Source organism: Paraburkholderia silvatlantica, from assembly GCF_003096715.1.
Classification (GTDB): Bacteria; Pseudomonadota; Gammaproteobacteria; order Burkholderiales; family Burkholderiaceae; genus Paraburkholderia; species Paraburkholderia silvatlantica.
The window spans coordinates 151,611-165,150 of the sequence record NZ_QEOL01000015.1; the positions used below are offsets into that span (position 1 = coordinate 151,611).

Consider the following 13,540-nt stretch of genomic DNA (forward strand, 5'->3'; position numbering starts at 1 on the left):
AAGGATAAGAGGGATGCGCGCTCATGCCGTGGCCTCGGGGTTGGACGGCGATTGCGCCGCGAGAGCCGGATAGAGCGCGATGCGCAGGCCCACCAGCGCGTGCAGCGTGTCGCGCAGCCAGCGCTGCGAGACGAGCGCGCGCGGTGCGGGCTGGACATCGGCGTCGGCAACGGTGGCGGGCGGCAGTTGCGCGCGCGCGCGGGCCGCGACGCGGCGCATGGCGTCGTCGATGCTGGAGAGCAGCGCGGACGGGGCGTCCTGGCGCACGCGCGCACGCGCGCAGCGCGCATAGTGGTCGCTTATGCCCGCGAGCACGCGGTCGATCGCGTCGGGCACGTCGCCGTCGAGTTTGTGGCGCGAGCGCCGCAAATCGAGCGAATTGAGCGCGATACGCAAATCGCGGAAGCTCTCGATCGACGGATGGCGGTGCTCGTCGGAAGCCGCGAGTCGCGGAATGAGTTGCATGAGGCGATCGACCATGCGCGAGGTGAGATTGCGCTGGTCCGCGATAGGCGTGGGCGATGCCGAGAGCGCGACGTCGCTCCAGCTCGAGCGCAACAGGCGCCGCGCCGCGAGTTCGGCGCCGAACGGACGCGTGACGCGCGTCCACAGATAGGCGAACAGGAGGCCCGCCACGCCGGCGATATTGCTGTTCAGGAAGACGAAGAAGTCCGACTCGTAAGCACTCTGCACGCTGATGAAGGTGGCCGTGTTCACGGCCACGAGCATCGTCACCATGTTGAAGGCCGGGCGCGGAATGAGCGTGCCGATCAGGATGAACGGGCCCGCGAACAGCAGCACGAGCATCGCGAAATCGTGCACCTTGGGCAGCGCGACGAACAGATAGAGGCCGGCGAATACCACGCTCGCCGCGGTGGCGAGGAAAAAGCGGAACACCAGCGGCGCGGGCTCGTCGGATGCCGCGAAAAAGCAGCAGGCCACGGCCGCAAGCGTCACCGCGCCCGCGCCGTCGTGCCAGCCCGAGCTGACCCAAAGCCAGCAGGCCACGAGAATCGCGCTCATCGGCACGAGGCACGAGAACAACATGAGGCCGCGATCGTAGAAGCGTTCCGTGCCGCCAAGGCGCCAGTGACGATAGCGCGGCCGCCACGTGCCGATTTTCGCTTCGTGCGCGATGAGCGCGCGCAGCGCGCGGCAGTCCTGCCACACGTCGATCACCTGGCCAAGGCGCCAGAGCGCGTTCGAGAGCAGCGCGCCTTCCCAGCTCGAGAGTGCATCGCGCGCGGGCTGCAGCGTCGCGATGCGCTTGCGCAGATTTTCTGCGCTCGGGTCGCCCGCGTCGTCGCGCATCTCGGCCGCGCGCGTGGGCAGCGGCTCGTCGAACCAGCGCGCCGCGTCGGCGAGCAGGCTATCGAGGCCCTCCGGCCACGCGTGCAGATCGCGGCGCAGCGCGACGAGCGGGTCGGCGAGCGCGGAGATCATCGGGAGGAAGAGTTGCATGCGTCCGCGCAGCGACTCGGCGCGCTCGAGGATCTCGGGGTGCGTGTGGTCGTAGCTCAACTGGCTCAGCAGGAATTCGAGCTGGTTGACCGTGGCGGCGAGACGTTGACGGCACGCCGAAAGCGCTTTGCCCGCAATATGGCCCGAGAGCGTTTCGCGGCCGTACCAGGCGGCATCGCGGAACCAGGCGTCGGCGCGCTCGATGAGCGTGGGCGCGAGGCGGCTAGGCAGGATGGTGCTGCCCACCACGCTCGCGCAAATGATGCCGACCGTGATTTCCTGCGTGCGCGCGATCGCCACGTCGAACACGGTAGTGGGATCGGTCACGGTGGGCAGCGCGATGAGCGGCATCGTATAGCCCGCGAGCATGAACACGTAACTGCGCGCGGTGCGGTCGGAGATCGCCAGATAGAGCAGCGTGCCCGTCCAGGTCGCGACGATCGCGCTGAAGAGGAGCGGCGTTTCGACGAAGGGCGGCACGAGCGCGATGGCCGCGGCCGCGCCGAGCGCGGTGCCGAGCGCGCGGTAAAGCGCCTTCGAGCGCGTGGCGCCCACGAACGGGTTCGAGACGATGTACACGCTGGCCATCGCCCAATAGGGGCGCGGGAGCTGAAATTTGAGCGCGATATAGAGCGCCAGCATCGACGCGGCGAAGGTCTTGACCGAAAAGAGCCAGTCGCGGATGGTGGGGTAGGTCATGAGTCCGCTGTCTGCTTTCAGTCGTGTAAGGGCCGGTCGGCCTGGTCCGCGGGGGAGGCTGCATTGAACGCGTTGAGCACGCGCAGCGTCGCTTCGAGGTCGGCGCGGCTCACGCCCTTGAGCACGCGGGCGCGCAGCGAGCGCAGTTCGTCCTCCATGCGCTCGGTCACGGCGCGGCCTTCGCTCGTGAGCGAGATCGTTTTTGCGCGGCGGTCGTCGGGGTCTTCGTCGCGGCGCACGAGGCCCGCGGCGCAGAGCTGGTCGAGCAGACGCACGAGCGACGGGCCTTCTATGCCAACGTGCTCCGCGAGCGTGACCTGGCGCACGGCTTCGCCAAGGCGCCCGGCGGTGAGAAGCGGCGCGGCGCATGCCTCGGAGACGTTGTATGCGGTAAGGGCGCCGTGCGTCGTGCGCCGCCATTTGCGTGCTGCCACGACGAGCGTGCTGCTGACCGCAAGGCGTAAAGTATGAAGATTCGACATCGGCGGATGATAGCCCAAAGCGATTCGATAGCAAACTATCATTTTCTTTCGCGGCGCCACGAACCGGATGGTATTCGACTCGTGGCCGGTCTGCTTTTTATATGGTGTGCGGTGATGCGTACGGCCAACAGTGCCCGACGAGCGCGGCTGTTTCGGCGTTGTTTTATATGCGCTTAACTATTTGACCGGCCGGAAAGCAGGGCGGGAAGCTGCATCATGTCGGTGAATACGTGCGCAACGCCGGCCGCGAGGAGTGCCTGCGCGCTGCTGTGGCCGGGCTCGGGCGGGCTGTAGCCGAACACGGTGGCGCCCGCGGCGAGGCCCGCGCGGGCGCCCGTGACCGTGTCCTCGATCACGGCGCAGCGGCCGGGCTGCACGCCGAGACCGGCTGCCGCCGCGAGATAGACATCGGGATGCGGCTTGCTGCGCGGCATTTCGTGGCCGCTGTAGATGTGGCCTGCGAAGCAGTCGAGCAGGTCCACCTTGCGCAGCTGCAACTCGACCTTGCGCCGGTCCGCACCCGAGGCGACGGCGATGCGCCCGTTCATGGCCGCGTGCACCGCGCGCACGGCTGCGGGCGCGCCCGGAATCTCGACGAGATCGCGCGCCAGCGCTTCATTGCGGCGCGCGCGAAAGCCTTCGAGCCAGGCATCGGTAATCGCGAAACCCGTATGCGCCTCGATGCGCGCGGCTTCGTCTTTCACCGCCTTGCCGACGAAGATGCGCATGGCTTCGTCCACCTCGAGCGTCCAGCCGAGTTCGCCCAGCATCTGCGTGAGCACCACGTGCGTAATGCGTTCTGAGTCGACGAGCACGCCGTCGCAGTCGAAGAGGATGGCGTCGAAAGGGATGGGGGACATCTTCGCTTGGGTTTGCCTGCGGTTGCTTTCAGTTGCCTGCGGTTGCGTCATGCGGCGCGCATCGGGATCGCGCGCGCAGGAGCGCGATGATAACCGGGGTCGCGTTTGCGTGGGCGGTTCGCTTAACGCCGCGCTTCGCGCGAGCCGGCCGAAAGCGACTCTTCGAGCGCGGCAACCCCGGCGGGCAGATCGACCCTCACGCCGAGATCGCTCATGGTGCGGCCAAGCGCGTGCACGGTGCGAAAGAGGTTGTGCTCGCGGCACTGCTCGCCCATCTGCCCGATGCGAACGATCGGGAGACCGAACGATCCGGCGATCTCCACCTGGTACTGCTGCGAGATGTGATTGCACACCTCGCGCGCAGTGACGCCCTCGGGCAGCCCGATGCCGACCACGGAATTCAGGCGGCACGATTGCGGCGTATAAAGCGCGAGGCCCAACGCGCTCACGCCGCTTTGCAGCGCGAGCGAGCAGCGCAGGTGGCGCGCAAAGCGTTTTTCGAGCGTTTCCGTGCACACGAGGCGCAGCGCTTCGTGCAGCGCCAGCACGCCCGAGACGGGCGCGGTGTAGTGATAGCCGGCGTTGTGCCAGAAGTTTTCGGCGAGCATGGCGTCGAGGCACCAGTGCGTGTTCGGCGCGGTGCGTGTGCGCACGCGCTCCCAGGCGGCGTCCGAAAAGGCAATCAGCGAAACGCCCGGGATCGAAGAGAGGCCCTTTTGGCCGCCCGTGATGACGACGTCGATGCCCCAGGCGTCCATTTCCAGCGGCATGGTGCTCAGCGTGCAGACGGCGTCCACCACCACGAGCGCCCCGGCGGCCTTGGCGAGCTGCACGATTTCCTTGAGTTCGCGGTTCCACACCGTATTGGAGGTTTCGCCGTGCACGATCGTGACGACAGCCGGGCGCGTGCGCTCGATGGCTTGCGCCACGGCTGCGAGCGAGGCGATCTCGCGGTCGGCCACATCGAGTGTGGTGACTTCGGCGCCCACGCGGCCCGCCATTTCGGCCATGCGCTGGCTGAAGAAGCCGTTGACGATGGAGAGCACGCGGGTGCCTGGCCACGCGAGGTTCGAGATCGCCATTTCCATGGCCGCCGAGCCCGGACCGGCCACGCCGAGCACCCAGTTCGAGCGCGTCTGGAACACGTAGCGCGCCATCGTCTTCACCTGGTGAATGACGCGCGCCATGGTGTCGCCGAGGTGATTGATGACGACGGTGTTGGCCTTGGCCACGGCGTCGGGAATCGGCACGGGGCCGGCACCCATCATGAGGAGCGGCTCCTCGGGCAGGATGCGGTCGAGCGTTTCGACGATGGGGCAAGGCACGGGCGCGGCCTCGGCCGCTGCCGCCGCTGTGCGCGAAGTGGCCAGCGGGTCGGGGTGGAGCGCGTTGTCGTTCATCTTGAGTACCTGGTTTTATCCTGGAAGGGTTTGCGGAGGACGCGCGCCTCGCGCGCCTTCAGGCAGTGTTGTGCGGCGCGGCAGCGCTGGCCATGTACAGTTGCGCGGAATTTCGCTGAACAGTCGTACGGGCGGCGCTGCGGCACGCTGTGGCATTGGGGCAGCCACCCTATAATCAATCGCATCGCCCGATAATGCAAGGAAGACCGCGTATGCCGCAGTTCGCCGTGGACAACCCGTTTCTTGAAACGCTCGGCGTGAGCGTCGCGCAGTGGCGCGAGGGCTACGCGGAGCTTGTCATGCCCATCGACGCTTCCAAGCTCAATCGCCAGGGCGTGCTGCAAGGCGGCGCGATCGCCACGCTGCTCGACGCCGCCGCCGGCTACGCGGGACTCTTCGCGCCGGTTGGCGCCCCGCCGCGTCATGGCTTCACGCTCTCGCTCACGACCCACTACCTCGACAAAGGGCTTGGCCAGTTCGTGCGGGCGAAGGGGTTTCTGGAGCGCGGCGGCCGATCGATCTTCTTTGCGCGCGCCGAGGCCTGGGTGGACGACCGCCTGCTGATCGCGAGCGCGCAAGGGACGTTCAAGTATTCGTATCCGCAGAAGGCATGATCGAGGCGACTTCTGGTTTAATAGGGATCCGAAATAATCTGGCTGACAAGAAAAGGCCCGCCGCTTCGACTCTCGTTTTCGGATTGGAAGACAGAAAGCGGAACGGATGCGGAATTTATGTTGCCCGTTCAACGAGTGTAAAGTTTTTATTTTAATGATTTCGTAATATTTATTCTTTCAAATCAATGATTTGGCGCATTTTGCATTTAGGGTATTCCCGATTTCCGAATAATGAGATCGGCGAACTTTTTGCAACGGAGAATTGATCCTTGATTATCTCGTCAGACGCGATTCGCCGATCAGATTTCGTCGAAATTAAAATGACGATCGGGAGCGCGTAAAAACCAAAAAGAGCCGATAATTCCATAACCCCGCGCCAGTCGGCCATCTCAGCCGGGAGGCGGTCCACCAACCGCCTGAAAAGCTATTTTCATGAGCATTCTCAGACGCTTTCCAGCATTCCCCTCTATTGATCGATGTCAAAACTCAACCCGATATCCGACCAAACCCCTGGTTGCGATAAAACGATATTATTGATAGCATCCGCGGGTCGCTGATTCAGACCGGTCCACCTTTCCGGTATGAATTGCAGCGAACGGGGCAGGCGGATCGCTTGCGCAACAGAGTCTGTAACTCAGCAGTCTCTCCGAACTCAGCCGCCTACCAGGGCGCTGATACACGCCGGGCCCCGTCACGTCTTTTTCTCTGGTGCTCGTCGTCGTTGTTCCCCATTGAAAATCATTGGGGCGCTGTTCGTTTGCGCAGGTCATTCCGTCTGACCGGTTGACCCGAAAACAATCGAGGAGCTCCTGATGATGCCGCTGTTCTCTCTTAACCGCCTTACCTCCGTTTCCGTGGCCGCCGCGCTGCTCGCATTGGCTGCAAGCGCGAACGCCGACACCGTGAAGATCGCCATTGCCGGCCCGTTCAGCGGCCCGGTCGCCCAGTACGGCGACATGGTCAAGGCGGGCGCGCTGACTGCGATCGAGCAGATCAACGCGGCTGGCGGTGTGAACGGCAACAAGCTCGAAGCCGTCCTCATGGATGACTCGTGCGAGCCGAAGCAGGCTGTCGCCGTCGCCAACAAGATCGTTTCGCAGCACATCCAGTACGTGGTCGGCCACGTCTGCTCGGGCTCGACGATTCCCGCTTCGGACATCTACGAGAACGAAGGCGTCGTGATGGTCACGCCGTCGGCCACCGCGCCGCAGCTGACCGAAGGCAAGAAGCGCCAGTTCATCTTCCGCACCATCGGCCGCGACGACCAGCAAGGTCCGGCCGCCGCCGCCTACATCATCAACAAGGTCAAGCCGAAGAAGGTCGCGATCCTGCACGACAAACAGTCGTACGGCCAGGGCATTGCCACGTCGGTCAAGGCCGCGCTCGACAAGGCGCACATTCCGGTCGTCGTGTTCGAAGGCATCAACGCCGGCGATTCGGACTACTCGGCAGTCGTCACGAAGCTCAAGTCGCAGGGCGTGGACTTCGTCTACTTCGGCGGCTACCACCCGGAAATGGGCCTGCTCATGCGCCAGTCGCGTGAACAGGGCGTGAAGGCCACGTTCATGGGTCCGGAAGGCGTGGGCAACAAGGACGTGACGGCCATCGCCGGCCCGGCTTCGGAAGGCATGCTCGTCACGCTGCCGGCCGACTTCGCCTCGGACCCCGCCAACGCGAAGCTCGTGAAGGCCTTCGCCGACGCCAAACGCGATGCGAACGGCCCGTTCCAGATGCCGTCGTACGCGGCCGTCGAAGTGATCGCCGACGGCATCGCCGGCGCGAAGAGCACGGACCCGGCCAAGGTTGCGGCCTACCTGCACAAGAACGCGTTCAACACGCCGATCGGCAAGGTCGAGTACGACGCCCAGGGCGACCTGAAGTCGTTCCGCTTCGTCGTCTACACGTGGCACAAGGACGCTACCAAGACCGCCGCGAACTGATCCCGGCGCTGCACGCTGCAAACGCCCCGTCTTGTCCTGGGGCGGGGCGTTTTCATGGCGGTTGTGCGCGCAACTCAAGAAAGGGTTGGTACGGTTCCAAAGGTCTCTCATCGGCTTCATGGCCGCGGGGCTTACGCATGAATGATTTTCTTCCTCAGTTCACCCAGCAGCTCGTCAACGGGCTCACGCTGGGTGCGATCTATGCGCTGATCGCCATCGGCTACACGATGGTCTACGGCATCATCGGCATGATCAACTTCGCTCACGGCGAGATCTACATGATCGGCGCCTATGTGGGCCTCGTCACGCTCACGGCCATCGGCACCTCGGCGGGTTATCCGCTGCCGCTCGTGCTGGGCGCGGCGCTCGTCGTTTCGGTGGCGGTCACCGGGCTCTACGGTTTTGCGGTCGAGCGCGTGGCGTACCGGCCGCTGCGCGGCGGGCCGCGCCTCGTGCCGCTCATCTCCGCCATCGGCATGTCCATCTTCCTGCAGAACTACGTGCAGATCGGGCAGGGCGCGCGCGACGTGTCCGTGCCGATGCTCATTTCCGGCGCGCTCGACTTCAACATGGGCGGCAACTTCGAAGTGACGGTTCCGTACTCTCGCATGCTGATCGTCGGCGTGACGCTCATGCTGATGATCGCGCTCACGCTCTTCATCTCGCGCTCGCGCATCGGCCGCGCGTGCCGCGCCTGCGCGGAAGACATGAAGATGGCGAACCTGCTCGGCATTGACACGAACCGCGTGATCTCGTTCACCTTCGTGCTCGGCGCGATGCTCGCGGCGGTGGGCGGCGTGCTGATCGGCCTCACGATCGGCAAGCTCAACCCGTATATCGGCTTCATTGCGGGCATCAAGGCGTTTACGGCCGCGGTGCTGGGCGGCATCGGCAGCATTCCGGGCGCGATGCTCGGCGGCGTGCTGCTCGGTCTCGCCGAAACCTTCGCTTCGGGCTACATGCCCGCGGAGTACAAGGACGTCGTGGCCTTCGGCCTGCTCGTGCTCGTGCTGCTGTTCCGTCCCACCGGCCTGCTCGGCAAGCCGGACGTCGAAAAGGTGTGAGGTCGAAATGAGTCAGACTGTTTCGGTACGGGTGCCCGCACAGGGCGCCACTTCGTCGCAAACCGTGAAAGGGGCGCTGGCCGCCGCCGTCGCGACCATCATTCTCACGGCGCCCATTCTCGGCCTGCAGCTCACGCTGGACGGCTATCAGGTCGTGCTGCAGCAGCACTGGCGCCCCGTCTGGATCGCGGCCGCCGTGGTGTTCGTGTTCCAGCTCGTCAAGCCGATGTTTGTGCGCGCAACGCGTGGCGTGCGCCTGCCCAAGGCGCCTGCACTCGGCGCGCGTCAGCAGCGCGCGGCGATCTGGGTGCTGCTCGCGTTCGGTGCGGTGTTTCCGTTCATGGGTTCGCGCGGCGCGATCGACGTGGCGACGCTCGCGCTCATCTACGTGATTCTCGGCCTGGGCCTGAATATCGTAGTGGGTTTCGCGGGTCTGCTCGACCTGGGCTATGTGGGCTTCTACGCCGTGGGCGGCTATACGTATGCGCTGCTCAACCAGTACTTCGGCTTCACGTTCTGGGAATGCCTGCCGCTCGCGGCGCTCGCCGCGGCCGCCTTCGGTTTCGTGCTCGGCTTCCCGGTGCTGCGTCTGCGCGGCGACTATCTCGCCATCGTCACGCTCGGCTTCGGCGAGATCATCCGCTTGCTGCTCAATAACCTCACGAGCATCACGGGCGGCCCGGACGGCATCTCCAGCATTCCCAAGCCCACCGTGTTCGGCTTCGAAATGGCCCGCCACGCGAGCGTGGAGGGTGCGAAGACGTTCAATGAGCTGATCGGCGTCGAGTACAGCGGCGAGCACATGGTGATCTTCCTGTACCTGCTCGCGCTCGTGCTGGTGGCGTTCACGCTGTTCGTCACGAGCCGCCTGCTGCGCATGCCGATGGGACGCGCCTGGGAAGCGCTGCGCGAAGACGAGATCGCGTGCCGCTCGCTGGGTCTGAACCCCACGCGCATCAAGCTCTCGGCATTCACGCTGGGCGCGTCGTTCGCGGGTCTCGCCGGCGCGTTCTTCGCGGCGCGCCAGGGGCTCGTCACGCCCGAGTCGTTCACCTTCATCGAGTCGGCGCTCATTCTCGCCGTGGTGGTGCTGGGCGGCATGGGCTCGCAACTGGGCGTGGTGCTGGCCGCGATCCTGCTCACGGTGCTGCCCGAAGTGGCGCGCGGCTTCGCCGAGTACCGCATGCTGATCTTCGGTCTGGTGATGGTGCTGATGATGATGTGGCGTCCGCAGGGCCTGTTGCCCGCGAGCCGTCCGCACGTGGAGTTGCCGCAATGAGCGCACAAGCTTTGTTGAAAGTGGCAGGCCTGCAGATGCGCTTCGGCGGTCTGCTGGCCGTGGACGGCATCGACTTCGACGTGCGTCCGAATGAAGTCTTCGCGATCATCGGGCCGAACGGCGCCGGCAAGACCACGGTGTTCAACTGCGTGGGCGGCTTCTACAAGCCCACCGCGGGCGACATCGTGCTCGAGGGCCGCGCCATCACCGGCCAGCCGAGCCACCAGGTGGCGCGCCGCGGCCTCGTGCGCACGTTCCAGAACATTCGCCTCTTCAAGCAGTTGACGGTGCTGGAAAACCTCATGGTCGCGCAGCACCTGAAGGTGAACCGCAACATGCTGAGCGGCCTGTTCGCGACGCCCGCGTATCGCCGGGCCGAGCGCGCCGCGCTCGAACGCGCCGCGTACTGGCTCGAGCGCGTGGGCCTGAAGCCGGTCGCGAACCGCGAGGCGGGCACGCTGTCGTACGGCCATCAGCGCCGGCTCGAAATCGCACGCTGCATGATCACGGATCCGCGTCTTCTCATGCTCGACGAACCCGCGGCAGGCTTGAACCCGCAGGAAAAGGTCGAGCTCCAGCAGATGGTGGACGGCCTGCGCCACGAGTTCGGAATCTCCGTACTCCTGATCGAACACGACATGAGCCTCGTGATGGGCGTGTCGGACCGCATCCTGGTGATGGAGCACGGCAAGCCGATCATGACCGGCAAACCCGACGAAGTGCGCAACGACCCGCGCGTGATCAAGGCCTATCTCGGAGAGGACTGATGCTGAAGCTGGAAAAGGTCCATACCCACTACGGCGCGGTTCAGGCGCTGGCGGGCGTGTCGATCGAAGTGAACAAGGGCGAGATCGTCACGCTGATCGGCAGCAACGGCGCCGGCAAGACCACGCTCATGATGACCGTGTGCGGCACGCCGCGCGCTTCTGCGGGGAACGTGACGTTCGAAGGCGAGGACATCACGCGCACGCCCACGCATGAAATCATGCGCAAGGGGATGGCGATTTCGCCGGAAGGCCGCCGCGTGTTCCCGAGCCTCACGGTGCTCGAAAATCTGCAGATGGGCGGCTTCTTCGCCTCGCAGCACGAGATCGATGCGGGCATCGAGCACGTGTTCAAGCTGTTCCCGCGCCTGAACCAGCGTGCGAAGCAGCGCGCGGGCACGATGTCGGGCGGCGAGCAGCAGATGCTCGCCATCGGCCGTGCGCTAATGAGCAAGCCGCGTTTGCTGCTGCTCGACGAGCCCACGCTCGGCCTCGCGCCGCTCGTGATCGCGCAGATCTTCGACATCATCCGCACGATACGCGAGGAGGGCGTGACGGTGTTCCTCGTCGAGCAGAACGCGAACAAGGCGCTGCACGTGGCCGATCGCGGCTATGTGCTGGAAACCGGACGCGTGGTGCTTGCCGACAGCGCCGACAATCTGCTCGCCAACGACAACATCAAGCGCGCCTATCTGGGCGGTTGATCGACGCGGACACGACCGCGCTGCGGCCCGCACGATTCGCGCTCATCGAACGCGGGTTGCGCGGGCCGTTGCTTTTTGCGTCGACGAATCCTGAATCAATCGCCGCGTACAATCGCGAGCTGCGCGATCAAACCCATCAGCTCGGCCTGGCGGCGCGTGGTGGTTTTCGCGAACACGTGATGCAGATGCGTGCGCACGGTCGAGGGCAGCACCTGCAGCGCTTCGGCCACGTCTTTCGGGTTGAGGCCCTTGCCGACCTCGCAGGCCACGCGTGCTTCCGCGGGCGTGAGGCCGAACAGCGCGACGAGACGCGTTTCCACGCCGCGCCGCGACGATTGCGGATCGATCACGATAAGCATCGCCGTGGCGGCGCGTGCGCCGTGGGCGAAGCCGTCGGCGTGACGGTGCTCGCCTGGCGGCGAAATGAGCACCTGGAGCGGCTCGTCGGGCGGCTGGCGGGCGATCAGCATGGCGCCGCCGCTGCGCCCGCGCACGTCGCGCCCGGCCGCACGCGCGATCAGCGAGCGCAACTGCTGGGTGGCGCAAGCCGTGGTGGCGCCGAGCACGGCGTGTTCGGTGCGCAGCCCGTTTGCGCGGGCGAGCTGCGCCGCGGCGGCGCGATTCGCGAACACGATGTGCGCGTCGGCGTCGACGATCAGTACGCCATGCGCGAGCGCGTCGAGTGCGTCGGCGGGGGCATGGTTGCCGTCGTCGCGCGAGGCGAGGGTGCGGGCCGTGTGCCGCTGCACGCGCAAGGCATTGCGCAGATGCGGCAGCAGCGAGCGCAGCGCATCCAGTTCGTCTTCGCTATAAAAGCGCGTTTCATGGCGCAGCGCGCCGAGCACGGCGGCCATATCGCCTTCGCGCAGCACGTTCGCGAAGGCCACCGTGTAGAAGCGCTGCGGGCGCACCCACTCCTGCACGAAGGCGCTGCGTTGCAGACTCCCCTGCGGGTGGATCATCGTGTCGGTGACGAGCGTGCCGGCGGCCCAGCGGCGCACCTGCGGCACGAGCGGATCGAGGCCGCCGTAGTGCTGCGCATACGATTGGGCGAACGAAGCGTCGATGCCGTCCCACTCGGCGAGCGAGAACGTGCTTTCGGGCGGCAGCATGGTGAGATTGACGTGTTGCGCGCCGATGCGTCGTGCAATGCGCGCGCATACATCCGGCCAGCGTTGCGCGTCGAAGCCGGCATCGTAGATCGCATCGATCAGGGCGCAGGTTTCATCCGGCTCGCCATACCGCACGCGCGCGCTGTGAGCAACCGTGTCGATAGCCGCGGCGTGCGCGGCCGTTGTGGGCCCCATGCTGGTCTCCTGGCTGGAATTTATCAACGGCAGAAGGCCTCGGGCACGCCGTGCGCGGTTGCATATAGGGCCATGTGGCACTGCAACGACGCGAGCGGGCGCTCAGGGCGCAAATCCACGTTTGCAAACGGCCGGCGGGAGGGGATGCAGTGCAACATCCCGGGTACCTGTTCTGAATGAATAGACGATCAAGCCTACGATTCGCTTTCGTCGGGAGAGATTTTGGGTTTCGTTACATCCGATGCATTCCGGGTACTGGACAAGCGCGCCGCGCTCACGATAATTGAGCGTCCCCACAGGCGCGCCGCACGGGGAAAATGCGGTTCGCACAGTGAAAGTCAGAGAAAGCGGAGAGTCCCTGGATGTCTGAAGAGTACGAAGTGCACGGCCCGCACGACCACGCGGTCGAACACGCCGCGGCGGGCCATGGCGGGCACGGCGAGGGCGATCCGTTCCCGGGCCGCATGGCGGTGATGACGGCCATCCTCGCTTCGATCGGAGCGATCTTTGCCTACCAGAGCGGCAACAGCGAGAACCTGGCGCTCTATTACAAGAACGAAGCGGCGATCCGCAAGACCGAAGCCGCGAATCAATGGGCTTACTATCAGGCGAAGGGCGAGAAGCAGAATCTCGCGGAGCTGGGCGCGCAACTCTCCGCGCTCGCGCCGAATTCGGACGCCGCCCAGAAGCGCTTTGCCGCCGACGCCGACCGCTATCGCCAGCAGAAAGAGCCGATCCGCGCCAAGGCGGAGGCGCTCGAAAAAATCGTCGAGCAGGACGATGCGCTAAGCGAGCACGTGCTGCACGGCCATCATCGCTGGGCCCAGGCCACCACGCTCATCCAGATCTCGATCGCGCTCACGGCGATTACGCTGCTCACGCGGCGGCGCTGGCTGCTCAATACGTCGGTGGGCGTGGCCATCGTCGGAGTGGGGCTGGGCGCGTTGGCGTTCTTCGGCGGCTGAG

The 13,540-nt window shown here is 65.5% G+C and carries 12 protein-coding genes; 7 read left to right on the forward strand and 5 right to left on the reverse strand.

Annotation, left to right across the window (positions count from 1 at the left end):
* Window positions 1-21: 21 nt before the first annotated feature.
* From C7411_RS20680 to C7411_RS20695, 4 genes are all read right to left on the reverse strand, one after another.
* Window positions 22-2,160: an FUSC family protein gene (locus C7411_RS20680; RefSeq protein ID WP_110385919.1), complete on the reverse strand. Its 2,139-nt coding sequence runs from the start codon at window positions 2,158-2,160 to the stop codon at window positions 22-24.
* A gap of 17 nt (window positions 2,161-2,177) precedes the next feature.
* Complete coding sequence (locus C7411_RS20685) at window positions 2,178-2,642, reverse strand: MarR family winged helix-turn-helix transcriptional regulator (RefSeq protein ID WP_110385957.1); 465 nt, start codon at window positions 2,640-2,642, stop codon at window positions 2,178-2,180.
* Window positions 2,643-2,815: 173 nt separating this feature from the next.
* Window positions 2,816-3,502 carry an HAD family hydrolase gene (locus C7411_RS20690; RefSeq protein WP_110385920.1) on the reverse strand — a complete coding sequence of 229 codons (687 nt, stop codon included), beginning with the start codon at window positions 3,500-3,502 and terminating at the stop codon, window positions 2,816-2,818.
* A gap of 122 nt (window positions 3,503-3,624) precedes the next feature.
* Window positions 3,625-4,770 carry a pyridoxal-phosphate-dependent aminotransferase family protein gene (locus tag C7411_RS20695; RefSeq protein ID WP_243413264.1) on the reverse strand — a complete coding sequence of 382 codons (1,146 nt, stop codon included), beginning with the start codon at window positions 4,768-4,770 and terminating at the stop codon, window positions 3,625-3,627.
* A 344-nt stretch (window positions 4,771-5,114) separates the two neighbouring features.
* Here C7411_RS20695 and C7411_RS20700 point away from each other — a divergent pair, with 344 nt between their 5' ends.
* The 6 genes from C7411_RS20700 to C7411_RS20725 all read left to right on the forward strand — a co-directional run bounded on the left by C7411_RS20700 (window position 5,115) and on the right by C7411_RS20725 (window position 11,267).
* Window positions 5,115-5,516: a PaaI family thioesterase gene (locus tag C7411_RS20700; protein WP_110385922.1), complete on the forward strand. Its 402-nt coding sequence runs from the start codon at window positions 5,115-5,117 to the stop codon at window positions 5,514-5,516.
* Window positions 5,517-6,331: 815 nt separating this feature from the next.
* Entirely contained in the window at window positions 6,332-7,456 is a 1,125-nt protein-coding gene (locus C7411_RS20705) for a branched-chain amino acid ABC transporter substrate-binding protein (RefSeq protein ID WP_110385958.1), read from the forward strand.
* Between the two features lie 137 nt (window positions 7,457-7,593).
* On the forward strand, window positions 7,594-8,520 hold the full coding sequence (gene livH / locus C7411_RS20710) for a high-affinity branched-chain amino acid ABC transporter permease LivH (RefSeq protein WP_110385923.1): 927 nt from the start codon (window positions 7,594-7,596) through the stop codon (window positions 8,518-8,520).
* A gap of 7 nt (window positions 8,521-8,527) precedes the next feature.
* Window positions 8,528-9,799 (forward strand): high-affinity branched-chain amino acid ABC transporter permease LivM, encoded by a 1,272-nt coding sequence (locus C7411_RS20715; RefSeq protein WP_110385924.1) that lies wholly within the window; start codon window positions 8,528-8,530, stop codon window positions 9,797-9,799.
* Window positions 9,796-10,566 carry a high-affinity branched-chain amino acid ABC transporter ATP-binding protein LivG gene (livG, locus tag C7411_RS20720; protein ID WP_110385925.1) on the forward strand — a complete coding sequence of 257 codons (771 nt, stop codon included), beginning with the start codon at window positions 9,796-9,798 and terminating at the stop codon, window positions 10,564-10,566. Before C7411_RS20715 ends, livG begins: the two co-directional genes overlap by 4 nt.
* Window positions 10,566-11,267 (forward strand): ABC transporter ATP-binding protein, encoded by a 702-nt coding sequence (locus C7411_RS20725; RefSeq protein WP_110385926.1) that lies wholly within the window; start codon window positions 10,566-10,568, stop codon window positions 11,265-11,267. Before livG ends, C7411_RS20725 begins: the two co-directional genes overlap by 1 nt.
* A 95-nt stretch (window positions 11,268-11,362) precedes the next feature.
* On the opposite strand, the gene C7411_RS20730 is transcribed toward C7411_RS20725, so the two are convergent.
* Window positions 11,363-12,574, reverse strand: a complete 1,212-nt coding sequence (locus C7411_RS20730; RefSeq protein ID WP_110385927.1) for a helix-turn-helix transcriptional regulator — start codon at window positions 12,572-12,574, stop codon at window positions 11,363-11,365.
* A 362-nt stretch (window positions 12,575-12,936) separates the two neighbouring features.
* Here C7411_RS20730 and C7411_RS20735 point away from each other — a divergent pair, with 362 nt between their 5' ends.
* Window positions 12,937-13,539 carry a DUF4337 domain-containing protein gene (locus C7411_RS20735; RefSeq protein WP_110385928.1) on the forward strand — a complete coding sequence of 201 codons (603 nt, stop codon included), beginning with the start codon at window positions 12,937-12,939 and terminating at the stop codon, window positions 13,537-13,539.
* Window position 13,540: the final 1 nt, after the last annotated feature.